The 25,771-nt window shown below is 57.8% G+C and carries 30 protein-coding genes and 1 tRNA gene; 24 read left to right on the top strand and 7 right to left on the bottom strand.

Going from position 1 to position 25,771, the window contains the following annotated elements; translation table 11 throughout:
* The first annotated feature begins 7 nt into the window (after positions 1 to 7).
* The 16 genes from IOD40_RS02655 to IOD40_RS02580 all read left to right on the top strand — a co-directional run bounded on the left by IOD40_RS02655 (position 8) and on the right by IOD40_RS02580 (position 14,793).
* Complete coding sequence (locus IOD40_RS02655; RefSeq protein WP_198473981.1) at positions 8 to 1,381, top strand: MlaD family protein; 1,374 nt, start codon at positions 8 to 10, stop codon at positions 1,379 to 1,381.
* A 72-nt stretch (positions 1,382 to 1,453) separates the two neighbouring features.
* Positions 1,454 to 2,056, top strand: coding sequence for an ABC-type transport auxiliary lipoprotein family protein (locus tag IOD40_RS02650; RefSeq protein ID WP_198473979.1), 603 nt, complete (start codon positions 1,454 to 1,456; stop codon positions 2,054 to 2,056).
* A gap of 14 nt (positions 2,057 to 2,070) precedes the next feature.
* A complete protein-coding gene (locus IOD40_RS02645) occupies positions 2,071 to 2,910 on the top strand; it encodes a VOC family protein (protein ID WP_198473977.1) in 840 nt (279 codons plus the stop codon).
* On the top strand, positions 2,907 to 3,740 hold the full coding sequence (gene kdsA, locus IOD40_RS02640; protein WP_198473975.1) for a 3-deoxy-8-phosphooctulonate synthase: 834 nt from the start codon (positions 2,907 to 2,909) through the stop codon (positions 3,738 to 3,740). Before IOD40_RS02645 ends, kdsA begins: the two co-directional genes overlap by 4 nt.
* An 85-nt stretch (positions 3,741 to 3,825) precedes the next feature.
* On the top strand, positions 3,826 to 4,191 hold the full coding sequence (locus IOD40_RS02635) for a PRC-barrel domain-containing protein (RefSeq protein WP_198473973.1): 366 nt from the start codon (positions 3,826 to 3,828) through the stop codon (positions 4,189 to 4,191).
* A gap of 106 nt (positions 4,192 to 4,297) precedes the next feature.
* Positions 4,298 to 5,572, top strand: coding sequence for a phosphopyruvate hydratase (gene eno / locus IOD40_RS02630; RefSeq protein WP_198473971.1), 1,275 nt, complete (start codon positions 4,298 to 4,300; stop codon positions 5,570 to 5,572).
* Between the two features lie 112 nt (positions 5,573 to 5,684).
* Complete coding sequence (locus tag IOD40_RS02625; RefSeq protein WP_198473969.1) at positions 5,685 to 5,993, top strand: FtsB family cell division protein; 309 nt, start codon at positions 5,685 to 5,687, stop codon at positions 5,991 to 5,993.
* Between the two features lie 174 nt (positions 5,994 to 6,167).
* Positions 6,168 to 7,214 carry a pyruvate dehydrogenase (acetyl-transferring) E1 component subunit alpha gene (pdhA, locus tag IOD40_RS02620; RefSeq protein ID WP_198473967.1) on the top strand — a complete coding sequence of 349 codons (1,047 nt, stop codon included), beginning with the start codon at positions 6,168 to 6,170 and terminating at the stop codon, positions 7,212 to 7,214.
* 15 nt (positions 7,215 to 7,229) lie between these two features.
* Complete coding sequence (locus tag IOD40_RS02615) at positions 7,230 to 8,645, top strand: pyruvate dehydrogenase complex E1 component subunit beta (protein ID WP_198473965.1); 1,416 nt, start codon at positions 7,230 to 7,232, stop codon at positions 8,643 to 8,645.
* 12 nt (positions 8,646 to 8,657) lie between these two features.
* A complete protein-coding gene (locus tag IOD40_RS02610; protein WP_198473963.1) occupies positions 8,658 to 10,025 on the top strand; it encodes a pyruvate dehydrogenase complex dihydrolipoamide acetyltransferase in 1,368 nt (455 codons plus the stop codon).
* Positions 10,026 to 10,068: 43 nt separating this feature from the next.
* Entirely contained in the window at positions 10,069 to 10,614 is a 546-nt protein-coding gene (locus IOD40_RS02605) for an HdeD family acid-resistance protein (protein WP_198473961.1), read from the top strand.
* 27 nt (positions 10,615 to 10,641) lie between these two features.
* Positions 10,642 to 11,283, top strand: a complete 642-nt coding sequence (locus IOD40_RS02600; RefSeq protein WP_198473959.1) for an SGNH/GDSL hydrolase family protein — start codon at positions 10,642 to 10,644, stop codon at positions 11,281 to 11,283.
* Between the two features lie 15 nt (positions 11,284 to 11,298).
* Positions 11,299 to 12,738 carry a dihydrolipoyl dehydrogenase gene (gene lpdA, locus IOD40_RS02595; protein WP_198473957.1) on the top strand — a complete coding sequence of 480 codons (1,440 nt, stop codon included), beginning with the start codon at positions 11,299 to 11,301 and terminating at the stop codon, positions 12,736 to 12,738.
* A 69-nt stretch (positions 12,739 to 12,807) separates the two neighbouring features.
* Complete coding sequence (lipA, locus tag IOD40_RS02590) at positions 12,808 to 13,776, top strand: lipoyl synthase (RefSeq protein ID WP_198473955.1); 969 nt, start codon at positions 12,808 to 12,810, stop codon at positions 13,774 to 13,776.
* A complete protein-coding gene (locus tag IOD40_RS02585) occupies positions 13,773 to 14,327 on the top strand; it encodes an AAA family ATPase (protein WP_198473953.1) in 555 nt (184 codons plus the stop codon). The genes lipA and IOD40_RS02585 overlap by 4 nt, the downstream gene beginning before the upstream one ends.
* A gap of 10 nt (positions 14,328 to 14,337) precedes the next feature.
* Positions 14,338 to 14,793: a type II toxin-antitoxin system RatA family toxin gene (locus tag IOD40_RS02580; RefSeq protein ID WP_198473951.1), complete on the top strand. Its 456-nt coding sequence runs from the start codon at positions 14,338 to 14,340 to the stop codon at positions 14,791 to 14,793.
* A gap of 16 nt (positions 14,794 to 14,809) precedes the next feature.
* Here the strand turns inward: IOD40_RS02580 and IOD40_RS02575 are convergent, their stop codons facing one another.
* Positions 14,810 to 15,571, bottom strand: a complete 762-nt coding sequence (locus tag IOD40_RS02575) for a hypothetical protein (protein ID WP_198473949.1) — start codon at positions 15,569 to 15,571, stop codon at positions 14,810 to 14,812.
* Positions 15,572 to 15,720: 149 nt separating this feature from the next.
* On the opposite strand from IOD40_RS02575, the gene IOD40_RS02570 reads away from it, so the two are divergent.
* Complete coding sequence (locus tag IOD40_RS02570) at positions 15,721 to 16,248, top strand: gamma carbonic anhydrase family protein (RefSeq protein ID WP_198473947.1); 528 nt, start codon at positions 15,721 to 15,723, stop codon at positions 16,246 to 16,248.
* Positions 16,249 to 16,451: 203 nt separating this feature from the next.
* Here IOD40_RS02570 and lipB read toward each other — a convergent pair whose 3' ends face one another.
* Positions 16,452 to 17,174: a lipoyl(octanoyl) transferase LipB gene (gene lipB / locus IOD40_RS02565; RefSeq protein WP_198473945.1), complete on the bottom strand. Its 723-nt coding sequence runs from the start codon at positions 17,172 to 17,174 to the stop codon at positions 16,452 to 16,454.
* A 246-nt stretch (positions 17,175 to 17,420) separates the two neighbouring features.
* Between lipB and IOD40_RS02560 the strand changes: the two genes are divergently transcribed.
* A tRNA-Leu gene (locus IOD40_RS02560) sits at positions 17,421 to 17,505 on the top strand.
* A gap of 246 nt (positions 17,506 to 17,751) precedes the next feature.
* Here IOD40_RS02560 and IOD40_RS02555 read toward each other — a convergent pair.
* Complete coding sequence (locus IOD40_RS02555; RefSeq protein WP_198473943.1) at positions 17,752 to 18,135, bottom strand: VOC family protein; 384 nt, start codon at positions 18,133 to 18,135, stop codon at positions 17,752 to 17,754.
* A 280-nt stretch (positions 18,136 to 18,415) separates the two neighbouring features.
* Between IOD40_RS02555 and mgtE the strand changes: the two genes are divergently transcribed.
* The 4 genes from mgtE (at position 18,416) to IOD40_RS02535 (ending at position 21,439) form a co-directional block, all read left to right on the top strand.
* Entirely contained in the window at positions 18,416 to 19,789 is a 1,374-nt protein-coding gene (gene mgtE / locus IOD40_RS02550) for a magnesium transporter (RefSeq protein ID WP_198474255.1), read from the top strand.
* A gap of 87 nt (positions 19,790 to 19,876) precedes the next feature.
* Positions 19,877 to 20,263, top strand: a complete 387-nt coding sequence (locus IOD40_RS02545) for a MerR family transcriptional regulator (RefSeq protein ID WP_198473942.1) — start codon at positions 19,877 to 19,879, stop codon at positions 20,261 to 20,263.
* Positions 20,264 to 20,336: 73 nt separating this feature from the next.
* The gene (locus IOD40_RS02540) at positions 20,337 to 21,083 is read left to right on the top strand and encodes an AzlC family ABC transporter permease (RefSeq protein WP_198473940.1); all 747 of its coding nucleotides are present in this window, start codon (positions 20,337 to 20,339) and stop codon (positions 21,081 to 21,083) included.
* Positions 21,080 to 21,439 (top strand): AzlD domain-containing protein, encoded by a 360-nt coding sequence (locus IOD40_RS02535; protein WP_198473938.1) that lies wholly within the window; start codon positions 21,080 to 21,082, stop codon positions 21,437 to 21,439. Before IOD40_RS02540 ends, IOD40_RS02535 begins: the two co-directional genes overlap by 4 nt.
* Positions 21,440 to 21,441: 2 nt before the next feature.
* Here the strand turns inward: IOD40_RS02535 and IOD40_RS02530 are convergent, their stop codons facing one another.
* The 4 genes from IOD40_RS02530 to IOD40_RS02515 form a co-directional block, all read right to left on the bottom strand.
* Positions 21,442 to 21,873, bottom strand: coding sequence for an HIT family protein (locus IOD40_RS02530; RefSeq protein ID WP_198473936.1), 432 nt, complete (start codon positions 21,871 to 21,873; stop codon positions 21,442 to 21,444).
* Between the two features lie 76 nt (positions 21,874 to 21,949).
* Positions 21,950 to 23,092 (bottom strand): GNAT family N-acetyltransferase, encoded by a 1,143-nt coding sequence (locus IOD40_RS02525; RefSeq protein ID WP_407649055.1) that lies wholly within the window; start codon positions 23,090 to 23,092, stop codon positions 21,950 to 21,952.
* Between the two features lie 110 nt (positions 23,093 to 23,202).
* On the bottom strand, positions 23,203 to 23,913 hold the full coding sequence (locus IOD40_RS02520; protein ID WP_198473932.1) for a glycerophosphodiester phosphodiesterase: 711 nt from the start codon (positions 23,911 to 23,913) through the stop codon (positions 23,203 to 23,205).
* A gap of 27 nt (positions 23,914 to 23,940) precedes the next feature.
* Positions 23,941 to 24,405, bottom strand: a complete 465-nt coding sequence (locus tag IOD40_RS02515; RefSeq protein ID WP_198473930.1) for a RidA family protein — start codon at positions 24,403 to 24,405, stop codon at positions 23,941 to 23,943.
* Positions 24,406 to 24,526: 121 nt separating this feature from the next.
* Between IOD40_RS02515 and IOD40_RS02510 the strand changes: the two genes are divergently transcribed.
* Complete coding sequence (locus IOD40_RS02510; protein ID WP_198473928.1) at positions 24,527 to 25,336, top strand: cell envelope integrity EipB family protein; 810 nt, start codon at positions 24,527 to 24,529, stop codon at positions 25,334 to 25,336.
* Between the two features lie 6 nt (positions 25,337 to 25,342).
* Positions 25,343 to 25,630 carry a DUF4031 domain-containing protein gene (locus tag IOD40_RS02505; RefSeq protein ID WP_198473926.1) on the top strand — a complete coding sequence of 96 codons (288 nt, stop codon included), beginning with the start codon at positions 25,343 to 25,345 and terminating at the stop codon, positions 25,628 to 25,630.
* Positions 25,631 to 25,771 lie beyond the last annotated feature (141 nt).

The following is a 25,771-nucleotide window of genomic DNA, read 5'->3' as shown; positions in this document are numbered from 1 at the left end:
ACGATGCATGGAAACCCGCGCAAATTACGTCATTGTCGGTATCTTCACCATCGTTACGGTGCTTGCGGCGTTCGCCTTTGTGTACTGGACCTCAGGTGTAGGAGACCGAGGGGAGACCGCTACTTTGCGCTTTCGGATCCACGGGTCTGCTTCCGGCTTGGCCCGTGGCAGCATGGTCCTTTTCAATGGCGTGAAGGTCGGCGATGTCAGCCGCGTCTACATCGACGTCTCGAACCCCAGCGTCGCAATCGCCGATGCAGTCGTTGACCGTTTGACGCCGATCACTCGCTCAACGCAAGCCGATGTGGGCCTCGCGGGGCTGACAGGACAGGCAAACATCGAAATGCGCGGCGGCAACCCGAATGAACAGAACCTTCTCGACATTGCGGAAGAGCAGGGCGCAATTGCCGAGCTGACCGCGAATCCGTCCGCCGTCGCCAATCTGCTCGAGAGTGCGCAGAATATCTTCAAGCGAGCAGATGCGGTCTTGGGTGAACTGGAGGAACTGGCCGGCGATGCGAGACCTTCAATCACCGAGACCCTGCGCAATGTCGAGAGCTTCTCTGCGGCGTTGAGCCGAAACGCTGAAGGCATCGACACTTTCCTTGCGAACGTGACGACATTGTCGACGTCGCTGGCAGGAGCGTCGGAGCGAATTGATTCCACCCTCGCCGCTGCAGAAGACTTGATCCGATCCGTCGATCGCGATCAGGTAGCTCAAGTCTTAGAAAACTTCGAGAGCTTTACCAGTCGATTAGATCAGGCAAGCGGCAACCTTGATGGCATCATGAAGGATGTCGAGGTCGCGGTTTCATCCCTGGCGGAATTCTCCTCCGCGGCTGGTGAGACACTTTCCAAGGTCGATAGCGTGATCTCGAGCGTCGATCCTTCGACGGTTCGAACCGCACTCACAAATTTCGAACAGGCAAGCACGAGCATCAACCATGCGGCCAACGACATAAGTCGTGTGTCAGAAGCGGTCAGCGCCAGAACAGACGATATCGATGCGATCATCACTGATGCGCAGCAACTGGCCGCGCGACTTGCACAGGCATCGGAACGCGTCGATGGCGTATTGCAGAAGGTCGACAATCTGCTCGGGTCAGGTGAGGCCAATGGCCTGATGTCGGAAGCGGGAGAGACGCTCAAAGCCTTCCGTCAGGTGGCTGACACGCTCAATGCCCGTATGGGGGCCATTACCGACGGTCTGGCGCGATTCTCGGGGCAGGGCCTGCGGGAAGTCGAAGGACTGGTCCGCGATGCTCGAGGGTCGATAAATCGGATCGAGCGTGCCATCACGGATCTTGAGCGTAACCCCCAGCGGATTATTTCGGGTGGGGCTGGCGAGGTCCGTCAGCATGATGGCCGCGCGCGCAGATGACAGATTGCATAGGCTACAACCTCAAGACGATTTTATGATACGAGTGGCCATTGGAAGGGACAGCAGAGTACCATGATCAGCATCAGTCGGCGCTTTCTCCTCGTCTCATCGGCACTTGCCATCTCCGGATGCGCCGCGCTACCCGGTGGCGGACCAGCTCCTTTGGACACCTTCGATCTGCAAGCAGTTGACGTAGAGAGCACTCCGGCGCGGAGGTCGCGAGTGCAACTGCTCGTCGCCGAGCCAACTGCACTAAAAACCATCGACAGCGAAAATATTGTCATCCGCCCGACGGGAGCGACGCTTGAGTATCTCAAGGGTGCACAATGGGCAGACCGCCTGCCGCGCCTGGTACAGGCGAAGTTGGTTGAGGCTCTGCAGGGCTCTGGCCGCTTCGGTGGGGTTGGCAAGCCCGGTGAAGGGCTCGCGATCGATTATCAACTAGCGACCGAAGTTCGCGCTTTCGGGATCCAGCTCGATGGTACGCCTCGCGCAGAGGTGCGGCTGCACGTCAAGCTGCTCAACGATCGGAACGGCGTGGTTCGTGCGGAACGTACCTTCTCGGCAGAAGCTGCAATGAACGGCACTGGCAATAATGCTTATGTTGCAGCACTCGATAGAGCCTTCGCCGACGTGACGCGCCAGATCGTTGGCTGGACGCTCGGCTCTACGTGAGCGCGGAGCGAGCCATGCGCCCGCTCGACCACCTCGTTATGCCGACTGCCGATCTCGGCGTGTCTCGTGATCGGCTCGTGGGGCTTGGTTTCAGCGTAGCCCCGCAGGGAAATCATCCGTTTGGCACCATCAATGCCTGCGTCTATTTCGCAGACGGCACCTTCATCGAGCCTCTCGCCATCGGCTCTGCTGACTCGGTAGATGCGGCGATAGCTGATCGAAACAGTTTCGTGCGCCATGACCGGCAGTTCAGACTAGCCTCAGGCGAGGAGGGAATTTCTGGGCTGGTTCTAGGCACCGACGATGCGATTGATGACAATGCCGAGTTTCATAGGCGGTCAATCTCCGGTGGCCAGATTGTCGAATTTTCACGTTCTGCCGTGGATGCGTATGGCCGGATGGACACAGCCAGCTTTCGCCTTGCCTTCGCAGGAACGCCCAGCGCTCACCCGCTGCACTTCTTCACCTGCGAGAGACGAAACGCTCCGAAGATCGACATGCAGCAGCTTCAGCAGCATGAGAATGGCGCAGCGGGTATCTCGTCGGTCCGCATTGTGGCGGTTCGGGCTGAAGAGATTGCGCACTTTCTCGCCGAAATTGCCAGAAGCAGAGTAACTTCGCGGTCCGGTCATTACGACGTACCGCTTGCCAATTCTGCGCTGACGGTGAGGCCTGCCAAAACGGCCGTTAATGCCCGGATCGAAGCGGTGCACTTTCGTGTGACCGATCTGACGCGCCTTAAAGATATGTTATCGAGCCGCGGTATCGGGTACCAAGCGAACAGCGAGGGTGCTGCGTTGGTGCCTGCCGCTCCCGGTCAGGGTGCGGATTTCATATTCGAGGAATTGTCATGACTTCCCCCAACCAATCCGTCCGTGTCGGTAATGTGGAGCTTTCGAACGCTTCTCCGCTCGCATTGATCGCAGGTCCCTGTCAGCTCGAGAGCCGTCAGCATGCGTTTGATATTGCGGGCGCTCTTAAAGAGATGTGCGCATCGCTTGGAATAGGGCTAGTCTACAAGACGTCGTTTGACAAGGCGAACCGGACGTCTCTCGCGGGCAAGCGAGGCGCAGGTCTTGAGGCTGCCCTGCCGATCTTCGCCGACCTGCGCCGTGATCTGGACGTGCCGGTCCTCACCGACGTGCATACGGAAGAGCAATGCGCGATCGTGGGCGAAGTGGTCGATATACTGCAGATCCCGGCTTTCCTTTCCCGGCAGACCGATCTTCTGATTGCTGCAGCAGGGACCGGGAAGGTCGTGAACGTCAAGAAGGGGCAGTTCCTAGCCCCGTGGGACATGAAGAACGTCATCGCCAAGGTGACGGCTTCGGGCAATCCAAATGTACTCGTGACAGAGCGTGGAGCCTCGTTCGGCTACAACACGCTGGTTTCTGACATGCGCTCGCTACCGATCATGGCCGAGACGGGAGCCCCAGTGATTTTCGACGCGACGCACTCCGTACAGCAGCCTGGCGGGCAGGGCGGTTCCTCTGGAGGTGAGCGGCGCTTCGTTCAGACGCTGGCTAGCGCGGCTGTTGCGGTGGGAGTTGCGGGCGTATTCATCGAGACGCACGAAGATCCCGATAATGCACCTTCTGACGGCCCGAACATGGTGCCATTGAAGGATATGCCGCGCCTCATCGAGCGTCTCATGGCTTTTGATCGGGTGGCCAAACAACAGTAGAGCACAAGCTCTCTTCGGGAACTTCCGGGCCCCTGTGTCATTGATGGATACGGGGCCAGAGAAGAAATCCTAAAGGAGCACCACCATGGCAACAGCAAGCGGTCACACCCAGGCGATCCAGGCATCGCGTGTAATCGGCACCGACGTTTACAACACCGACGGTCATCACATCGGTTCTATCGAGGATGTGATGCTGGACAAGCTGTCGAACAGCATCATGTTCGCTGTCATCGGATTTGGCGGCTTCCTGGGCATCGGCGAGAAATATCACGCTATCCCGTGGGCCAGCCTCGATTACGATCCAAGTCGCGGTGGTTACGTTGTTTCGTTCACGCGCGAGCAGTTAGAGGCTGCACCTGTCTACGACATCAGCGAACTGTCGAGCACCGATGGCACCAAGGTGCGTGAAACATCGTACAACTATTACAACGTCCCGCCCTACTGGATGTAGGGCACCCCACAGGAAAGACCCGGCTTCTACCCGCCGGGTCTTTTTCTTTTTCTCCCCATTCGCTAAGACGAGCTCACTTTGCAATCCTTGCCAAAGGGGATCCTGGATGACCGCAATCATTGATATCGTTGGCCGCGAAATACTTGACAGCCGAGGCAACCCGACCGTCGAAGTAGATGTGGTGCTGGAAGACGGCTCCGTTGGCCGCGCTGCGGTCCCATCTGGGGCGTCGACTGGCGCGCACGAGGCTGTTGAGCTCCGTGATGGAGGTTCTCGCTACCTCGGTAAGGGTGTCAAGGGCGCCGTTGATGCTGTCAATGGCGAGATTTTTGAGGCGCTTAGCGGACTCGACGCTGAAAATCAGATCCAGCTCGATCACACGATGATCGAGCTGGATGGAACTCCTAACAAGTCACGTCTCGGCGCGAACGCCATTCTTGGCGTTTCGCTTGCTGTCGCCAAGGCAGCAGCTGTGTCTTCCGATCTCCCGCTTTATCGATATGTCGGCGGTGCCGGGGCGCACATCCTTCCGGTGCCCATGATGAATATCATCAATGGCGGCGCGCACGCAGACAATCCGATCGACTTCCAGGAATTCATGATCATGCCGGTCGGTGCGGAATCGTTCCGCGAAGCGCTGCGCTGGGGTGCCGAGATCTTCCACACCCTCAAGACGGGGCTGAAAGACGCGGGACACAACACCAACGTGGGCGATGAAGGCGGTTTTGCACCGAACCTCAAGAGCGCTCAGGCGGCTCTTGATTTCGTCATGGCCTCAATCGAGAAGGCTGGCTACAAGCCTGGCGAACAGGTGGCGATTGCTCTCGACTGCGCCGCGACCGAGTTCTTCAAGGATGGCAACTACGTCTACGAAGGGGAGCGCAAGACGCGTGATCCGAAGGCGCAGGCCGAATATCTCGCAAAGCTGGTTGCCGATTATCCGATTATTTCAATCGAAGACGGCATGGCCGAGGATGACTGGGAAGGCTGGAAGTACCTGACTGACCTGACCGGCGAAAAAGCTCAGCTCGTTGGCGACGATCTCTTCGTCACCAACTCGGCTCGCCTTAAGGATGGCATCCGCATGGGCGTCGGCAACTCGATCCTCGTCAAGGTCAACCAGATCGGTACGCTCACCGAGACGCTTGATGCTGTCGAGACCGCGCACAAGGCTGGTTACACCGCCGTCATGTCGCACCGCTCGGGCGAAACGGAAGATTCGACGATTGCCGATCTCGCCGTCGCGACCAACTGCGGTCAGATCAAGACCGGCTCATTGGCTCGTTCAGACCGGCTCGCCAAGTACAACCAGCTTCTTCGAATCGAAGAGGAGCTGGGTCGCTACGCGCGCTATGCAGGTTCGAGCATCCTTAAGGCCTGATGCGCGTCAAATTTAGATCTCGATAAAAAATAAGAGGGGCGGTTACGAAAGTAACCGCCCCTTAAGCATGACTGGCTCAAATGGTGCCATTGTTCCAGAGTAGCACCAATCCATGTGGACACGTCAACGCAAGAAGCGCAGCACCGGCGCGTTTATCGTGCCAGCCATTGCTGCCGTAGTTCTTTCATATTTTGGTTTTCATGCGTTCCATGGAACCTACGGCCTCAACGCCAAGATACAGCTCGAAGAGCGAGTGGCGACACTTGAGCAGAATCTGGCGCTGATCACGAAAGAGCGTGTCCATCTGGAAAATCGCGTCCAGCTCCTGCATGATGGCTTCATGGAAAAAGACATGCTGGATGAGTTGGCGCGTCGGTCTCTGAATCTTGCTCTGCCCGACGAAGTCGTCATTCTGCGATGAATTGCTAATTAACTGAATGGCAGTTAATCGACGATTTATCGTTTAAATAGAACTGCTTGTTCGCATGTGAGCCATGCAATTTTCTGCATGGCGGTTCGTCATTTCGCATGATACCTTCTTCGTGATTGGGAAGGTCTGTCTTCCGAAATTCTGTGATGAACAGGGAGCGAGAGCATGGCGACAGCCGCCAGGAAAACGTCCGCCAAGACAAAAAAGGCGGATTCAAAAACCCCGCCGGCACCAAGAACTCCGGCCCCCGTCGAGTTTACCAAAGAGCAGGAGCTTAAGGCTTACCGCGAAATGCTCTTGATCCGCCGCTTCGAAGAGAAGGCCGGGCAGCTCTACGGCATGGGGTATATCGGTGGCTTCTGTCACCTCTACATCGGACAGGAAGCGGTCGTTACCGGTATGGCTATGGCCATCAAGGAAGGTGATCAGATGATCACGGCCTATCGTGATCATGGTCACATGCTGGCAATGGATATGTCAGCGCGTGGTGTTATGGCTGAGCTGACCGGCCGCCGCGGAGGTTACTCCAAGGGTAAGGGCGGCTCGATGCACATGTTCTCCAAGGAGAAGAACTTCTACGGCGGTCACGGCATCGTCGGTGCGCAGGTTTCTCTCGGTACTGGTCTGGCCTTCGCCAACAAGTACCGCGGCAATGACGCGGTCTCTCTGACCTATTTCGGTGATGGTGCTTCTAACCAAGGTCAGGTCTACGAGAGCTTCAACATGGCCTCGCTGTGGAAGCTGCCCGTCATCTACATCATCGAAAACAACCGCTACGCGATGGGTACGGCTGTCACGCGTTCCTCGGCAGAGACTGACTTCTCCCAGCGTGGTGCATCATTCCGCATTCCCGGCATTCAGGTTGATGGCATGGATGTGCGCGCCGTGAAGAGCGCTGCAGATCTTGCTGTCGAATGGTGCCGTTCGGGTAATGGCCCGATTATCCTCGACATGCAGACCTATCGCTACCGCGGTCACTCCATGTCAGACCCGGCAAAGTATCGCTCGAAGGACGAAGTGCAGAAGATGCGCTCGGAGCATGATCCTATTGAGCAGGTAAAGAATCGTCTCCTTGCCAACAATTGGGCGAGCGAGGACGAGCTGAAGGCAATCGACAAGGAAGTTCGCGAAATCGTCGCGGATGCTGCCGAGTTTGCCCAGAACGATCCTGAGCCGGATGCATCCGAGCTCTACACCGATATTCTGCTCTAAAGAGGGAGGCGGATTATGCCGATCGAAATTCTCATGCCCGCTCTCTCTCCGACGATGGAAGAGGGCAATCTCGCAAAGTGGGTCAAGCAGGAAGGCGACAAGGTCGCTCCTGGTGACGTGATTGCCGAGATCGAGACTGACAAGGCGACAATGGAAGTCGAAGCTGTCGATGAAGGCACGCTGGGGAAGATCCTCGTTGCAGAAGGCACCGAGGGAGTGAAGGTGAATACGCCGATCGCTGTTCTGCTTCAGGATGGTGAGAGCGCGGATGACATTTCATCCTCTGCTCCTCAGGCGGATGCCGATACGCCTGTCGCCGCTGCTGATGATGCCGGTGGCAAGGCGCGCGAAGCCGCGGAAGAGCCGACCGCTTCGAAGGCAACCGCAGTGCCTGCAGTGCCGAAGAGCGAAGTGGCTGCTGATCCAGATATTCCGGCTGGCACCGAAATGGTCACTACGACAGTGCGCGAAGCGCTTCGTGACGCCATGGCCGAAGAAATGCGCCGCGATGAAGACGTCTTCATCATGGGCGAGGAAGTCGCCGAGTATCAGGGGGCTTACAAGGTCACTCAGGGCCTTCTGCAGGAGTTTGGCCCGCGTCGCGTTGTCGATACGCCAATCACCGAGCACGGTTTTGCAGGTGTCGGCGTCGGTGCGGCGATGGCCGGATTGAAGCCGATCGTTGAGTTCATGACCTTCAACTTCGCGATGCAGGCGATCGACCAGATCGTCAACTCCGCCGCGAAGACGCTCTACATGGCCGGCGGCCAGATGGGCGCTCCGATGGTGTTCCGTGGTCCGAACGGTGCAGCCGCCCGCGTCGCAGCTCAACACTCGCAGTGCTATGCTGCCTGGTACGGTCACATCCCAGGTCTCAAGGTCGTCATGCCATACACGGCTGCCGACGCAAAGGGCCTCCTGAAGGCTGCGATTCGCGATCCGAACCCGGTTATCTTCCTTGAAAACGAGATCCTCTACGGCCAGAGCTTTGAAGTGCCGAAGATGGATGATTTCGTCCTGCCGATCGGCAAGGCACGCATCCACAAGACCGGTAAGGACGTCACGATTGTCTCGTTCGGCATCGGCATGACCTACGCAGTCAAGGCTGAGGCAGAGCTTGCAGCTATGGGTATCGATGCTGAAATCATCGACCTTCGTACGATCCGTCCGCTCGATTTCGACACGATCATCGCGTCCGTCCGCAAGACCAACCGTCTTGTCGTGGTTGAAGAAGGCTTCCCGCAGTCGTCGGTCGGTGATTTCATCGCCAACCGGGTCCAGCGCGAAATCTTTGACTATCTGGACGCGCCGATCATCACGATCGCGGGCAAGGACGTGCCGATGCCGTACGCAGCCAACCTCGAGAAGCTGGCACTTCCGAACGTTGGCGAGGTTGTCGACGCGGTCAAAGCCGTCACCTACCGTAGCTAAGGAGCGCGAGCGATGCCGATCAACATCACAATGCCCGCGCTTTCACCCACCATGGAGGAGGGCAACCTCGCCAAGTGGCTGGTGAAGGAAGGCGACAAGGTTTCCCCCGGCGACGTGATTGCCGAAATCGAGACCGATAAGGCGACGATGGAAGTCGAAGCCGTCGACGAGGGCACAGTAGCAAAGCTCGTGGTTGCCGCAGGCACCGAGGGCGTCAAGGTCAATTCGTTGATCGCAATCCTCGCCGAAGACGGCGAGGATTTGGCTGCGGCCGCAGCAGGTGCCGGAGACGCCGTTGCTGCTCCGTCGCCAAAGGCTGAAGTAGCCAAGCCGCAGGAGCCGAAACAGGAAGCAGTTGCTGCTGCTGCGACTCCTGTCGCAAAGCCTGCCGAGGCGCCGGTTGCTAAAGCGGAGACCTCCTCAGGCGAGCGTGTCTTCGCTTCGCCGCTTGCACGCCGTATTGCCAAGGATGCAGGCATCGACGTTGCCGCGGTTACCGGCACGGGTCCTAAGGGTCGTGTGGTCAAGGCTGACGTAGAAGCTGCAATCGCTGGCGGTGTCAAAGCGGCTCCGGCTGCTAAATCCGCTGATGCTCCTGCAGCCGCTGGAGCTCCAACGGCTCCGAAGGGCATGTCGGACGATGCTGTCCTCAAGCTGTTCGAGGAAGGCACCTATGAGGTCATTCCGCACGACAACATGCGCAAGACCATCGCGCGTCGTCTGGTAGAGGCCAAGAGCACGGTCCCGCATTTCTACCTGACGCTTGATTGCGAGATTGATGCGCTACTTGCACTGCGCAAGCAGCTCAACGATGCCGCGCCGATGATCAAGACGGAGAAGGGCGAGGCGCCTGCCTACAAGCTGTCCGTCAATGACATGGTCATCAAGGCCATGGCCCTCGCGCTCAAGGCTGTGCCGGATGCAAATGTATCCTGGACCGAAGGCGGCATGCTGAAACATAAGCACGCAGACGTCGGTGTCGCGGTCTCGATCCCCGGTGGCTTGATCACTCCGATCGTTCGGAAGGCTGAAGAGAAAACACTCTCTGCAATCTCCAACGAGATGAAGGATTTGGCCGTGCGTGCGCGCAGCCGGAAGCTGAAGCCCGAAGAATACCAGGGCGGGACCACCGCGGTGTCCAACCTTGGAATGTTCGGGATCAAGGACTTCGCCGCAGTCATCAATCCGCCGCACGCGACCATTTTGGCCGTTGGTGCAGGCGAAGAGCGGGCTGTGGTCAAGAACGGTCAGATCGTGCTCGCCAACGTAATGTCGGTCACCCTCTCGACTGATCATCGTGCGGTTGACGGTGCACTTGGTGCCGAGCTTTTGGCCGCGTTCAAGCGCTACGTGGAGGCGCCATTTACGATGCTTGTCTAAGGGCCGGACATTAGGTGCGGCACCTGCTGTGGAGGACCGTTACATGACAACGACAGCGACTGAAGCAGGACTGAAGAAATCATGGGGCTGGATGGCGGCATTTGCCGTCATCTCGCTGGTTGGGGGCGTTTTGGCGTTGCTCAACCCTTTCGCGGCCACGCTGGCCGCGACAATGATGGCCGGTTGGGCATTTGCCTTTCTCGGTGCAATGCAGGTGATCCAGTCATTCCAGATCAAAGGCTGGGGTGGATTCATCTGGGCACTTCTCTTCGGTCTGCTGACGCTGGCTGTCGGTGTGTCGCTTATCTTCAACCCGCTGGCAGGGATGGTATCCCTGACCATGTTGGTGGCGGTCCTTTTCATTGTGACCGGCATTGTGAAAGTGATGCTGTCCTTTTCGCTCCGGCCGGTCACCGGCTGGGGCTGGGTACTGCTCTCGGGTATCGTGTCGCTGGTACTCGGCGTGATGATATTTGCGGATATCTTTGCTGCCGCAACGCAGGTTCTTGGAATTCTGCTTGGTATCGAGCTGATCTCGAACGGTGTGCTTTTCCTTTTCACCGCTCTTGGGCTGCGTAATCTCCGTTAGGTATTAACGGATCGGATAGGCACATCGATGAAGACCATCCTCTGCTACGGCGACTCGATCACATGGGGCACCAATGCCGAGACCGGCGGAAGGCACGCATACGAAGACCGCTGGCCAAACGTCTTGCAAAAGGCCTTAGGCCATACGGTTGACGTCATCACGGATGGTCTTCGGGGCCGTACCACAGGTTTCGATGAACATATGGCTGCGTGCGACCGTAATGGCGTGCGCATCTTGCCTACGACGCTTTACGCCCATGCGCCCCTTGATCTGGTCATTTTGATGCTCGGATCGAACGACATGAAGCCCGCAATTGCGGGCACTGCACTGGCGGCGATGCAGGGGATGCGTCGTCTCGTGGAAATCGTCAGGACGAGCCCTTTCCGGGATGGAACGGAAGAGCCGCCGGCGGTTCTGGTCGTGGCGCCACCACCCCTCTGCGAAACGGCCCATCCTGAATTTGCCGCCATGTTTGCCGGCGGCGTCGAGCAGTCGAAGATGATCGCGAGCCTTTATGCTGATCTCGCCGACGAAGCCGGTTGCGGCTTTTTCGATGCTGGATCTGTTGCAAGAACAACCCCCATCGACGGCGTCCATCTGGATGCCGAAAACACGCGCGCGATTGGGCGAGGCATTGAGCCGATCGTGCGTGTGATGCTTGGACTATAGAATAGGAGACCGGCCGTGGCCGAAAGCTATGACGTCATTATCATCGGGGCCGGACCCGGCGGTTACATTGCGGCGATCCGTGCCGCACAACTGGGGCTGAAGACAGCGATTGTCGAGCGTGAGCATCTGGCCGGCATTTGCTCCAACTGGGGCTGCATTCCGACCAAGGCGCTGCTGCGTTCGGCCGAAGTGCTGCATCTGGCGACTCACGCCAAGGAATACGGCCTGGAAATCGCGTCGGCAAAGCCGGACGTCACAGCCATCGTAAAGCGTTCGCGTGGGATCGCTGAGCGCATGAACGGCGGCGTCGGTATGCTGATGAAGAAGAACAAGGTCGACATCATCTGGGGCGAAGCCAAGCTTACCAAGCCAAACGAGATCGTCGTATCGCCGACCTCGAAGCAGCCAATGCAGCCGCAAGCGCCGCAGCCGAAGAACGTCAAGGGTGCGGGAACCTACAAGGCCAAGCACATAATTGTCGCTACGGGCGCCCGTCCGCGCGCGCTGCCGGGCATTGAGCCGGATGGCAAGCTGATCTGGACCTATTTCGAGGCGATGGTTCCGCAGGAACTGCCAAAGTCGCTGCTGGTCATGGGCTCGGGCGCGATCGGCATTGAGTTCGCTTCGTTCTATCGGACGCTCGGCGTGGACGTCACCGTCGTAGAATTGATGCCGCAGATCATGCCGGTCGAGGACAAGGAAATCTCGACTTTCGCGCAAAAGCGCCTTGAGAAGCTGGGCATGAAGTTCATTCTCGAAGCCAAGGTGACGAAGGTTGAGAAGTCAGCCAATTCGATCACCGCGCATATCGAGAAAAAGGATGGTTCGGTCGAAAAGCTTACCGCCGATCGCCTGATCTCGGCTGTCGGCGTCCAGTGCAACACCGAGAACCTTGGACTGGAAGCTGTCGGGGTCAAGCTTGAGCGCGGTGCAATCGCGATCGACGAGTTCTGCCGCACCAATGTCGCGGGGGTCTACGCCATTGGTGACGTCGCCGGACCTCCGATGCTGGCGCACAAAGCCGAGCACGAAGCGGTCATCTGCGTCGAAAAGATCGCAGGGCTTCATCCGCATCCGCTTGACCGTTCGCTTGTGCCAGGCTGCACCTATTGCAACCCTCAGGTCGCATCGGTCGGACTGACCGAAGCCAAGGCCAAGGAAGCTGGCTATGACATCCGTGTCGGACGCTTCCCGTTCTTGGCGAACGGCAAGGCGGTTGCACTGGGCGAAGATCAGGGGCTGGTGAAGACTATTTTTGACAAGAAGACCGGCCAATTGCTAGGTGCACATATGGTTGGTGCTGAAGTCACCGAACTCATTCAGGGGTTTGTCGTTGCGATGAACCTTGAGACGACTGAAGAGGAACTGATGCACACCGTATTCCCGCATCCGACCCTCTCCGAGATGATGAAGGAAAGCGTGCTCGACGCGTATGGCAAAGCGTTGAACATGTAGCAGGCGAGGGCGGTTTCAAACCGCCCTACCACGGCCTATATGAGCCGGACGCAAGCAGGAAGGTCAGTCATGGTCACCGTCGTAAATCTGGTCGATAAGCCAAGGCCCCGCCACCCGGAGAAGGCCCATCGGCCCGATCAGGAGGTGCTACGCAAACCTGAGTGGATCCGCGTCAAGGCTCCCGTCTCACGCGGTTATCTTGAGACTCGCGACATCGTGAAGAACAACAAGCTCGTCACGGTGTGCGAGGAGGCTGGCTGTCCCAACATCGGCGAATGCTGGGACAAGAAGCACGCGACCTTCATGATCATGGGCGAGATCTGCACCCGTGCCTGCGCCTTCTGTAACGTTGCAACTGGTATTCCTACCGCGCTTGATCCGGAAGAACCGGTGAACGTGGCGAAGGCCGTCAAGCAGATGGCACTCAGCCATGTGGTCATAACTTCGGTGGACCGCGACGATCTCCATGACGGCGGCGCGCAGCACTTTGCCGACGTGATCCACGCGATCCGTGCCGCATCTCCAGAGACAACCATCGAAATTCTGACGCCGGACTTCCTGCGTAAGGATGCGGCGAATGCACTGGAGATTGTTGTCGCCGCCAAGCCGGACGTCTTCAATCACAATCTTGAGACCGTACCTTCGAACTATCTGACTGTTCGCCCGGGCGCTCGCTACTTCCACTCACTGCGTCTTCTGCAGCGTGTGAAGGAACTGGATCCCACGATCTTCACGAAATCCGGCATCATGGTCGGGCTCGGTGAAGAGCGTAACGAAGTGCTGCAGCTGATGGATGACTTGCGGACTGCCGACGTGGATTTCATCACCATCGGCCAGTACCTCGCGCCGACGCGAAAGCATCATCCGGTGAAAAAGTTCGTCACTCCGGACGAGTTCAAATCTTTCGAGACGGTGGCCTACACAAAGGGCTTCCTCATGGTCTCGTCGAGCCCTCTGACGCGTTCGTCGCATCATGCAGGCGATGACTTCGCACGCTTGCGTGAGGCGCGGGCCAGGAAGCTCGTCGCTACCGCGTGAGGATAGATGAGGCGGTCGGGCTCCTATCAAGGGCCCGCCGAATTCTTGTTCTCGGGTCACCTGGCAGCGGCAAGTCCACCTTGTCGCAACGGATCGCACAGCGCTTCGGTCTGAAATACATATCGATGGACCGGGAGTTTTTCTGGTTGCCTGGTTGGCAATTGCGACCGCGCGACGAGACGCTGGACCTTGTGACGAAGGCAATCGCGGGCGACCGCTGGCTCATAGATGGAACTGGCTTGCGGACGCTGGATTTGCGGCTGACGCGGGCGGATCTCGTGATCTGGCTTCGGCTCCCACGCTCGCTCTGCCTGTGGCGGATCTTGCAGCGATGGCGTCGCTACACTGGCCGTAGCCGTCCCGAGATGGCTGACGATTGTCCCGAGCGGTTCGATTTGGATTTCCTGCGATATACCTGGACCTTCGACAGGCTGGTCACGCCCGAAATCGCCGCAAGCCTTGAAGCCTATCGCGGCACGTTGAACGTCTTGGAGTACGACACGGCCACAGACGTTAACGCGCTGCTTGCCGAACTATCTGACAAAGTGTAGCCCTTCGCGAATGCCAAGTTTCGAAACCACCAGGACCGTCCAGCACTCACCTGCTCAAATGTTCGCCCTTGTGGCGGATATTGAGAAGTATCCCGAGTTTCTTCCGATGTGCGAAGCGCTCTCGATCCGCTCGCGCCGGGAGCGGGACGGCGTAACGCTGCTCGTGGCGGACATGACCGTTGGCTTCAAGGCTCTGCGTGAGACCTTCACTAGTCAGGTGGTTCTCAAGCCCGCCGATAGCCGGATCGATGTGAAATACATCGACGGACCGTTCAAGTATCTGGTGAACACGTGGCGGTTTGAGGCTCTGCCAGGAGGCGGCACTGAAGTCGGCTTCTTCATCGACTATGAATTCAAAAGTCGAGTTCTGGGCGGGCTCATGGGCGCAATGTTCGATCGCGCCTTTCGCATGTTTGCTGAGGCGTTCGAAAAGCGAGCGGACGAGATCTACGGTCCGGCCAGTTGAACCGATCGTAGCTCATCTAGTTTGCAAGAAAGCTTTCCGCAGCTTCTTTGACGGCTGCATCCACCTCGCGCCACGAGCTGGCGAGCGAGGCCGGCATTCTATAGGTGAGCGACAAACCGCGCCCAAGATGTATGTCGCGCTCGCAAGGTGCCAAAGAATCGCGTGCCTGCGCTCCAGACAGGCAGCGCATGACAAAAGGGGCCGCGCTGTCGGAGTTTTCGACGACGAGCAATTCGTCCACATAGCCCGTGCCCTCAGGAAAGCTATAGACCATGAGCCCGGCTGGGCCCTTTCGTCCTGGCTCCGAGACCATCGCCTTGTAAATGGGCTCGTAACGGCCGGACATGTCTCGAGACATCATCCGTTCTTCGACGGAGAGGAAGAGGAGCTCGCGAGATCCGTTCTCGTGATTGAACGCGTGACGGGCCTCGAGTGAGAAACCGTCCATCTGCGGCCAGCGCATGTAAAGATCCAGCTTAGCGACCGCACCGTGGCGTCGTGCATGCTCGAAGCGGATCATGTTGGCTGGCACGCGCAACACATCACTGCCGAGTTCGATCTGGAATACCGTTGTCTCGTCGGTGTGTCCGCCCATCGCAAGCGACTTTCCATACCAACGTCCCGCTACACTGATCCCGGCCGCAACCAGCACAAGGATCACGAGAAGTAGCCCGAGGCGCGCCAGCAGACGTCTGCGTGCTCGCCTCGGCGAATAATCTTCAAATGTATCTGTAGCTTCGCTGTGCAACGGATGCCCCTGGCCAGAGCTTCCACCCATGATCCATCATGGTAAATGGCAGGTAAACAACGTTGACGGGCAGGGGAGTAGTGACGCGCGCTCATCCAAAGAAAGACTGACGCGCGCCCCTTGCGTAGCGCTGCACTGCTCACCTAAGGGTAGCCTCGAAAGCCGCATAGGAGGATATCATGCCGCTATATACGCTCGATGGCGTTAGGCCAGAACTCGTTGATGAGGAGAGCACCTGGATCGCTCCGGATGCTTCGGTTATCGGAAAGGTAAAACTGGGCAAGGAGACGGGTGTCTGGTTCGGCGCGGTGCTTCGTGGCGACAACGAACAGATCTCGATCGGTGACCGTACCAATATCCAGGAGCACAGCATGTTGCACACCGACATGGGATTTCCCCTCTCAGTCGGCAAAGACTGCACGGTTGGCCACAGAGCGATTCTTCACGGATGCACGATTGGAGATAACACCCTGATTGGCATGGGCGCGATCGTCCTCAACGGCGCCAAGATCGGCAATAATTGTCTGATCGGCGCGGGCGCCCTCGTCACCGAAGGCAAGGAATTTCCGGACAACTCGCTGATTGTCGGGGTTCCGGCAAAGGTCGTTCGTCAACTGGACGAAAACGCGGTGGTGGAGCTGAAGAAGTCTGCCGATCTTTACGTCGAGAACGCCAAGCGCTTCAAGGCGGGCATGAAACAAGCGTGAATTACAGTGCGTCGTCGCGCGGCACATAAGGCCAGGCGACGGCGCCCATCCGAATCAAACGCTTGACACGAGAACAAAGAGAGAACATTATCCAGACATAACGTGAAACAGGAGTGGGTTATGTCTGAATTTCTCCAGGATGTCGCTTCCTTGGTCTCGGTCAGCGCGTTCGTCACTGCGATGGCGCTTTTGATCGGCTCGTTTTAGAACAAAACGGGTACGACTTCCCCGAATACATCCTCAAAGGCGGCTTTGAGTGCGATGTCGTAGTCACTCATGGTGATGGGCAGGCCGAGGTCCACCAGGCTGGTGACTCCGTAGCCTTGGATTCCGCAAGGCACGATGCCGCCGAAATGCGACAGGTCGGGTTCGACATTTACCGCAATGCCATGGAAGGTGACCCAGCGCCGTAGCCGAATGCCGATTGCTGCAATCTTGTCTTCGGCGGGCTCCCCGCCGGGGAGGGGTGGACGATCCGGGCGAACTACCCATACGCCGACGCGATCTTCACGACGTTCGCCTTTCACGTTGAACGCGGAAAGCGAGCGAATGATACATTCTTCTAACGCAGCCACGAACGCCCTTACGTCTTCACGGCGGCGTTTCAGGTCGAGCATGAAATAGGCGACCCTTTGTCCGGGGCCATGATAGGTGTATTCGCCCCCGCGTCCCGCATCGTAGACCGGGAAGCGCTCCGGATCGATAAGGTCTTTCGCATCAGCGCTTGAACCAGCCGTATAAAGAGGCGGGTGCTCAACCAGCCATACCATTTCTGCGGCTCCGTCATTTCGGATCGCTGCAGCCCTGCTCTCCATAAACGAAAGCGCGCTCTCATATTCGGTGAGGCCAGGTTCAACGCGCCATTCGACTGGCGCACTTCCCTCGATGGGCTTGAAGGACGTGTTGAGGAGGCTGCGTTTGGACATGAGTCGGCACCGATTCCATTAAATGCGGCCATTCGGGATGCCGCTCGCCGAAAGCATATGACATTTAGGAGGAGCTATTTCCAGTTTCCTGTGCGTTTTCAAGGCGTTTCGGTCGTTATCTCGCACGCGTAGCGACAAAAACGAGGTTTCTGAAAATTATTCGCGAAAGTTTGAATTCGCCACTTGTGCGGGTAGGGGTGATTTGGTACATGCCCGTTGCCGGTCGCAACCGGCCCCTGTCATGATGCGGTCGTGGCGGAATTGGTAGACGCGCAGCGTTGAGGTCGCTGTGGGGCAACCCGTGGAAGTTCGAGTCTTCTCGACCGCACCATTACAACCCAAGTGGTTGAATTCTCAGACTTACCTACTGAGACAAGCGGTCCACCTAGTTCCGACCCCGACAGAATCCCGTACATGTTAGCACAGCTGGCGTGACGTCGATGCCGGCGCTTTGCCGAAGCGATTTTGTGCCGTGACTGCAGCTACAATTCCGACCGCAGCTGACACCTAGTCTCCCGCCCGCAACATAAGCCTATTGGTCAAAGAAAAAGCGGGCCGGGGCCCGCTCGCTTCTGTTTCATTCAGCTGCGGGTGCGCCAGCACACAGCTTGTTGCCCGCCGGATCGCGAAGATAGGCGAGATAAAGCTTGCGTGGGCCGACCTCGCGGACGCCCGGAGGATTTTCGCAGGTGGATCCGCCATTGGCGATACCCGCGGTGTGCCATGCTTCCACCATTTCCGGCGACTTCATCGTGAAGCCGATTGTGCCGCCATTTGCTCCGGTTGCGGGCTCGCCATTGAGCGGCTTGGTGACCATGAAGCGCATGCCGTCCTTGGCATAAATGAGCCGCCCCTTGGGATCGACCTGAGCTTCCTCACCGCCTGCAGCGAGAAAAATGGCATCGTAAAAATTCTTTGACGCTTGGATGTCGTTCGCGCCGACCACTATGTGGCTGAACATAAATCTCCTCCTTATCGAACTTGAAGATACGGATTGGCTAGACTGATTCCAGCTGGCCGCCAAGTCGGCGCGCGGCAATCATGACGAGCAACCTCTGGGACCCTTGTGCGTTGCTGGTTGCCAGCTTGCAACACCGCCTTGCTATCCGCATCCCAGATGATGCAGATGGGTTCCTCAGTGAATCTCACCGGGGTAAACGTCTTCGAACACAGGAAAAAAGCGGGAGGCGCTATTGGATAATTCGCATAACCGGCCTCCTGAATTTGATCCGCGCGACGCGATGATCGAAGACGGTATCTATGATGAAACCGGTGTCTTGCGTGCCGAGTTTCTCAATCGGGTCACGTCTGCGATCAATGATCGCGATAAAGCGGTTCTGACCGAAGAGGTCGGTGTTCTTCACCAGTCGGAAGTCGGTGACCTTCTGGAGGCCCTTTCTCCAGAACAGCGCTTGGCACTTGTTGAACTGATGGGGTCTGCGTTCGACTTTACGGCCCTGACCGAGGTTGACGAAGCGATCCGCCTCGACATTGTCGACAGCCTGCCGAATGCGCAGATTGCTCAGGCCGTCCAGGAACTGGATTCCGACGACGCCGTCTACATTCTGGAAGACCTGGATCAGGAAGATCAGGACGAGATCCTCGCCCAGCTTCCATTCACCGAACGAATCCGGCTGCGCCGTTCCCTGGACTACCCGGAAGAATCGGCTGGGCGCCGGATGCAGACGGAGTTCGTGGCGGTCCCGCCATTTTGGACCGTCGGGCAGACGATCGACTATATGCGCGAAGACAGCAATCTGCCCGACTCATTCAGCCAGATCTTTGTTATCGACCCAAGCTTTCGTCTTCTCGGCGCTATCGACCTCGATCGGATCCTGCGCACGCAGCGCGCGGTAAAGGTCGAGGAGATCATGCATGAGACGCGGCACGCGATTCCGGCAACGATGGACCAGGAAGAAGCCGCGCACGAATTTGAGCAATACGATCTTCTTTCCGCTGCGGTCGTGGATGAGAACGAGCGCCTCGTCGGTGTGCTGACCATTGATGACGTTGTCGATGTCATTCAGGAAGAGGCGGAAGAGGATCTTATGCGCCTCGGCGGCGTGGGTGACGAAGAACTCTCTGATACGGTTCTCGCAACGTCGCGCTCCCGCATTCCCTGGCTCTTGATCAATCTCGTCATGGCGTTTCTTGCCGCTTCGGTGATCGGTTTGTTCGATGCAACAATCCAGGAAATCGTCGCGCTCGCCATCCTGATGCCGATCGTAGCCGGCATGGGGGGCAATGCCGGATCGCAAACGATGACAGTTACGGTTCGCGCCCTGGCGACAAGGGACCTAGACATCTATAATGCGGGGCGCATCATCCGGCGTGAAATAGGCGTCGGCCTCCTGAACGGCCTGATCCTTGCCTCATTGATCGGTCTGGTCGCGGGGTTCTGGTTCTCCAGCCCGGATCTGGGCGGCATCATCGCTGTTGCGATGGTGGTCAATCTTCTCGTTGCAGCCCTCGCTGGCATCATGGTGCCGTTGCTCTTGGATAAGGCTGGCGCCGACCCTGCCGTCTCGTCAGCTGTCTTCGTGACCACCATCACAGATGTGGTTGGATTTTTCACCTTCCTCGGTCTCGCCACCTGGTGGTTCGGACTTATCTAATCCACTGATTTTCAATGCGCAGGTCGCGCAAATTGACTTTTACGTAAATGCCGTGTCAAACCAATATTGAACGGCAGGACAATTCAGATGCGCGAGTACTATACGATCACCGAGTTGACACGTGAGTTCGGGATTTCCACCCGGACGCTACGTTTCTACGAGGATGAAGGGCTTATTGCGCCCGTTCGACGTGGACGTACGCGTCTGTTTCGCCCATCGGACCGCCACCTAATTCGTCAGATCCTCCGCGGGAAGCGCCTCGGTTTCTCCATCGCGGAGATTCGTGAGATCATTCAGATGTACCGGGAACCTCCCGGCGAGGTCGGACAACTGAAACTCATGATCCGCCGTATCGAAGAGAAGCGCGAGGAGCTTCGGCAAAAGCGTCGCGATCTTGAAGAGACGCTTGCTGAGTTGGATGACGCCGAAGAAAACTGCGTGGAGCGTCTGGTTGAGCTTGGCGTGACGACCTGACTCGCCAGAAGGGGTGGCTTGGTACAAGGGTTGAGTATCGCAGGCGGCAAATTGGCGTGCTATCTGGCGATTGATGAATGACGATGCGTTAGCCAACCCTGCCGGGCCCCCCGATCACTTCCGCTGGTTCTTTCGCGGCATGGTTGCCTCGGTATCCGTCCCCGGCCTGATTCTCATCAGCGCGTTCGTGGGCTTTGCCGGGCTTGCTCGCGAAGCGGGCGTCAGTGTTGCACAGGCTGTCTTCATGACGGGGCTGGTCTGGGCACTGCCCGCCAAGGTCGTGCTGATTGGCGCAATCATGGCGGGGAGTTCGCTCCCAGCGGCTGCCCTGGCGGTCGCACTGTCGTCAGTGAGACTAACGCCGATGGTGGTTGCTCTCATGCCTGAATTGCGCAGCGACCGCGGCCGTCCTCTGACACTTTACCTCCTATCCCATTTTGTGGCGGTGACATCATGGGTCATCGCCATGGAAAAGGTGAGGGACATTCCGCGCGAGATGCGAACATCCTGGTATTCCGGGCTCGGCGGCTCACTCGTCGTGGCCAATATGCTGGTTGTCGCGCTTGTTTATGCGATCGCAGGAAGTCTTCCGCCCATCCTCTCCGCTGCTTTGCTGCTTTTGACCCCGATATATTTTCTGACGTCACTCTGGGGGTCTGCGCGTGAAGCTGCGAGCCATTATGCGATGATCTTTGGAATGATTCTCGGCCCCTTGTTTCATCTGATCACGCCAGGCTTCGACCTTATGGCGGCAGGCTCCATCGGCGGAGGCGCCGCCTATTTGTTGCACCGATCCCGCAAAGGTCAGAGTACAGAATGACCTTCACCGCATTTGATAGCTGGTGGTGGCCATACCTGTTCGTTTTGGCGGCCGGTACACTCGCCACTGACATCTGGCGTTTTCTCGGCGTCTATCTGGGGGGGCGGATCAGGGACGATTCGGAGCTATTGGTTCTGATCAGAGCACTGGCCACTGCTCTCGTCGCTGCAGTGATCGGCAATTTGATCGTATTTCCCACCGGCGCCCTGGCAGATGCTCCACTACTCCTGCGGATCGTTTCCGTGCTGCTGGGCTTTATCGCTTATCTGAAATTCGGAAAGCTCGTGCTCGTCGGCATTGTGGTAGCAGAGGCCGTACTGATCGGCGGCCTCTCCCTGATCGACCTTAACGTATAAGTCTACGCTGCAAGCGCCGCTCGGATCTTCTCCGCGTTCGCGGCGAGTACGCCCTGGTCTTCCATCTGGCCGGTATGTGGCTTCAGGGCGACACCTTCAAAGCGGGGGATCACATGGACATGGAGATGAAACACGACCTGTCCGCCTGCGGTTTCGTTGAACTGCTGAACGGTCACACCATCGGCAGAGAAGGCGGTCTTGACCGCACGAGCAAGCTTCTGGGTGGTACGGGCCACCGCAGCCAGGCTTTCCGCGTCAACGTCAAGAATGTTGCGTGCCGCCAGTTTCGGGATTACGAGGCAGTGCCCATCTCCACGTGGCATGATATCCATGAAAACGAAGGTTGCTTCATCCTCATAGACTTTGTGCGCCGGCAGGTCGCCACGCAGGATCTTGGCGAAGATGTTTTCGGGATCATAGGCAGGTGCGGTCATCGAAGCCTCTATAGCGGTCAGTGATACTGGTCGTTTGGCAATAGGCGATTGGCCTGCGGGGTCAACCTAGGGATCCCTAGGTCTCGCGTCGAAAGGGCAATGCATCATCCAGCCACTTCCCCACCTCTTCAACCTCACGGCGTTCCTGCGCCAGATAGTCCTCCACAGCATGCCTGAGGCCGGGATGGGCGATGTAGTGGGCGGAGTGAGTCGTGACTGGGCGATAACCACGAGCGATTTTGTGCTGGCCCTGTGCTCCGGCCTCAACGACCCGCAGCTTCCTGCCAATCGCAAAGTCGATCGCCTGATGGTAGCAAACCTCAAAATGCAGAAATGGGTGATCTTCGATACAGCCCCAGTTTCGCCCGTATAGGGTGTCGGAACCTATGAAATTGATCGCGCCGGCAATGTATCTGCTGCTGCGGCGGGCCATGACCAGCAGGATGTCATCAGCCATTCTCTCGCCAAGTAACGAGAAGAACTTTCGGTTGAGGTAGGGTCGGCCCCATTTGCGACTTCCCGTGTCCATATAGAACGAGAAGAAGTGATCCCAGACATCTTCTGTGAGGTCGCTTCCCGTCAGCCACTCGATGTTGATGCCTGAATCAAGAGCTTCACGCCTTTCGCGCTTCAGCGCCTTGCGCTTGCGTGACGCAAGACTTCCCAGAAAATCGTCGTAAGAGCTGTAGCCCTCGTTAAAGAAATGGAACTGCTGATCGATACGCTGCAGATATCCGGCTGCGCCTAATGCCGCTATGTCCGCGTCTCCGGCAAACGTCACGTGGACTGACGATGTGCCGAGCGTGTTGCATAAGGCTTGCAATCCACGGGCCAATGCCAGCTTTACCGCCGCCGAATCAAAACTCTGATGAACCAGGAGGCGAGGGCCGGTCGCGGGCGTGAAGGGAACCGCTACCTGTAGCTTTGGGTAGTAGGAACCGCCTGCCCGTTCGAAGGCATCAGCCCAGCCATGATCGAACACATATTCGCCTTGGCTGTGGCTCTTCACATAACAAGGAACTGCACCCGCCAAAGTGCCGTCTGGTGCCTCAAGCCGCAGGTGGCGTGGCAACCATCCGGTCCGTGCATTAGCGCAGCCACTATCCTCCAAGGAAGATAAGAAGGAATGCGATATGAATGGGTTATAGCCTTTATTTGAGGCATTACTTGAGCATGAGCCGGATAGAGAGTTCCACTCGTCAGGAGTGAAGTCGTTCATTCCTGTCGCTGCCCGGAGAACGAAGTTTCCAGCTTCGTCCTGCGGTTGCTGTGGTGAATTTGTATCCATGCGGGATAGATACGCTGCCCGGCCCGCGATGCAAGTGTGCCCTACGCGTCGTAACCCTCGAACGTGGCCTGGTCTGCGTATTGCGCGGTGACATCACGTGCCGCCTGATCGCGTACCGTCCAAGTTATGGCGGGCAACCCCATCTTGTCCCTGACGAAGCTGACAAAGGGGTTGGGCAGGTCCTTCACGCCAAACGAGACGAAGGAAATCGGGTGGGCGAGCATGGAGAAGTGTAGCTCCAGGTCTCGGGCGCCTTTACCCTCGGCTGTCAGCCCGCCGGGTATTCCTGGAGCATCCGAGGCAAAGCGTCGAACGAGCCAGTGATCAAATGACATGATCGCTGCGTGACCCTTATAGTCCTTCAGAACGGCGGCGACCGCCTGAACAAGACCATTATCTTTTCCCTCTATCCCTTTGAGTTCGATGACAATTGGCACTTTCCCATCAATGAGGGAAATGACTTCTGTAAGGCTGGGCGCATGATCACCGGTGCCACCGATGCGCAGGGCGGCCATCTCGGCGCAGGTCTTCTCGTAAATAAACCCTTTTCGCCCTGTCAGACGTTCCAGGTCGGCATCATGGAACACAATCGGCACGCCATCCGCTGATAGGTGCACGTCGCACTCGATCGCGTAGTTGCGTTCAACCGCAGCGCTGAACGCCGAGAGCGTATTCTCCCACCGTGTGCGATTCATGTCGTGGAAGCCACGGTGCGCGATTGGTCGCGCCGTCAGCCAGGAGATGTCGGTCATGTTCGTTGCCCGCGTTGGTGCCGGAATTTATTTCAGTTCGACGATCGCTTCGACTTCAACCGGTGCATTCATGGGTAGGACCGCCACGCCAACTGCGGAGCGTGCATGCTTCCCGCGCTCGCCCAGAACCTCGGCGAGGAAGTTGGAGGCGCCATTGGCCACGATGTGCTGTTCGCAGAAATCCTGCGCGGAGGCGACAAAGACGGTGATCTTCACCAGCTTCGCGATGTTCTCCAGATCTCCGACTGCGGACTGGATTTGTGCCAGTACGTTGATCGCACAAGCCCGCGCAGCTTCCTGGCCGGCAGTTGTATCGAGATCTCGTCCCAGCAGACCGGTGGCAATCAGTTTGCCGTCAACCAGCGGCAATTGGCCTGCTGTCAGGAGCAGCTTTCCACTCTGGGCAAATGGAACATAGTTCGCTGCCGGAGCCGACGCCGGGGGGATTGTAACGCCGAGGTCGGACAGGCGTTTCTGGATTGTGTCGCTCATGCTCTCTTTCCTATGGTTGTCGCCATTAGGGCAGCTATGCCGCACTGTGCCCCGCTTCTGCCACGAATAGGCTTTCTGTTAAATACCAGTTTGCGGCATCGCCGCGTCGGAGAGAGTACATATGCGCGCCGCGTTCCTGACACTGCCTATAGCGATTTTCATCGGACTGCCTGCCTATGCAGGACCGCTGATACCGCACCGCGCCGTCTATAATCTCGCGCTCGACACGGCTTCAGACCGCTCCGGGATAACCGGGATCTCGGGGCGAATGGTCTATGAGTTCGCTGGCTCGTCATGTGACGGTTACACGGTGACATTTCGATTCGTGACACAGATAGACACTCCTGATGTCACCCGTATTACCGACCAGCAGACCACGACATTCGAGGAAGGGAACGGGGAAAGCTTCAGCTTCATGACCCGGTCTTTCGTTGATAGCGCGATAGAGTCAGAGCTTAAGGGTGTCGCGAGGGCCGGGGGTGAGGGGACCGTCGTTTCCATCGAGAAGCCGGAGAAGCAAGAGGTCGAGCTCGAGAAGACCCAATTCCCGACCCAGCACCTGGTTGAATTGCTGGATAAGGCCCGGGCCGGTGAGACCTTCTACGAAACGACGCTCTTTGACGGATCGGAAAATGCCGATCGAATCATGACGACGACCGTGATTATCGGCCGTGGAGCGAAGGTTCTGGCCAATGATCCGGAAGCCAAGGCCGTGGAGAAGATCGCTGCGGATGAGTTCTGGCCGGTAGACATTGCGTATTTCGACCTTGCCGGTGACCAGGGCGAAGAGGTGCCGACCTACCGCATCAGCTTCAAATTGCATGAGAGCGGCGTCACACGTGACCTCGTCATGGATTATGGCGACTTCTCGATGACGGGTACGCTGGTTGATCTTGCCATGTTCGAGCCAGCAAAGGACTGCCCGCAATAATTCGTCATGGCGGTATATGTTGATGACGCGATCTGGACGTTCGCCGGTCGCCGATGGTGTCATTTACTGGCCGACTCTGAAGAAGAGCTTCACCGCTTCGCGGCAAGGTTGGGAATAACACGCCAGTCCTATCAAGGGCCACCGAAGACGGCAGCGCCGCACTACGATCTTACCGGCTTCGAGCGGGATCGTGCCATCCGGCTTGGTGCGCTGGCCGTGACCAGCGACGAGATACTTGCGGTGTACCGGCGTGTAAAACGTCCAGGAGAGAAGCTGCGCAGACAGGTTGTTTAACCCGGACGGTTGCGTTTTCTCATTCCTCGCTTTATATGCGCGGCCATTCCACACACGGACTTGGTTCCATCCAGGAGAAATCTGGCTGGGACCGCCGGTGGCGTAAGGGTGATCCGAACGTCATGTCCGTGGAGGCAAACC

The sequence above is a fragment of the Aquamicrobium zhengzhouense genome, from assembly GCF_016124105.1.
Classification (GTDB): Bacteria; Pseudomonadota; Alphaproteobacteria; order Rhizobiales; family Rhizobiaceae; genus Aerobium; species Aerobium zhengzhouense.
Note: the sequence above shows the minus strand (reverse complement) of the source record. Positions and strands in the feature narration are given on the sequence as shown.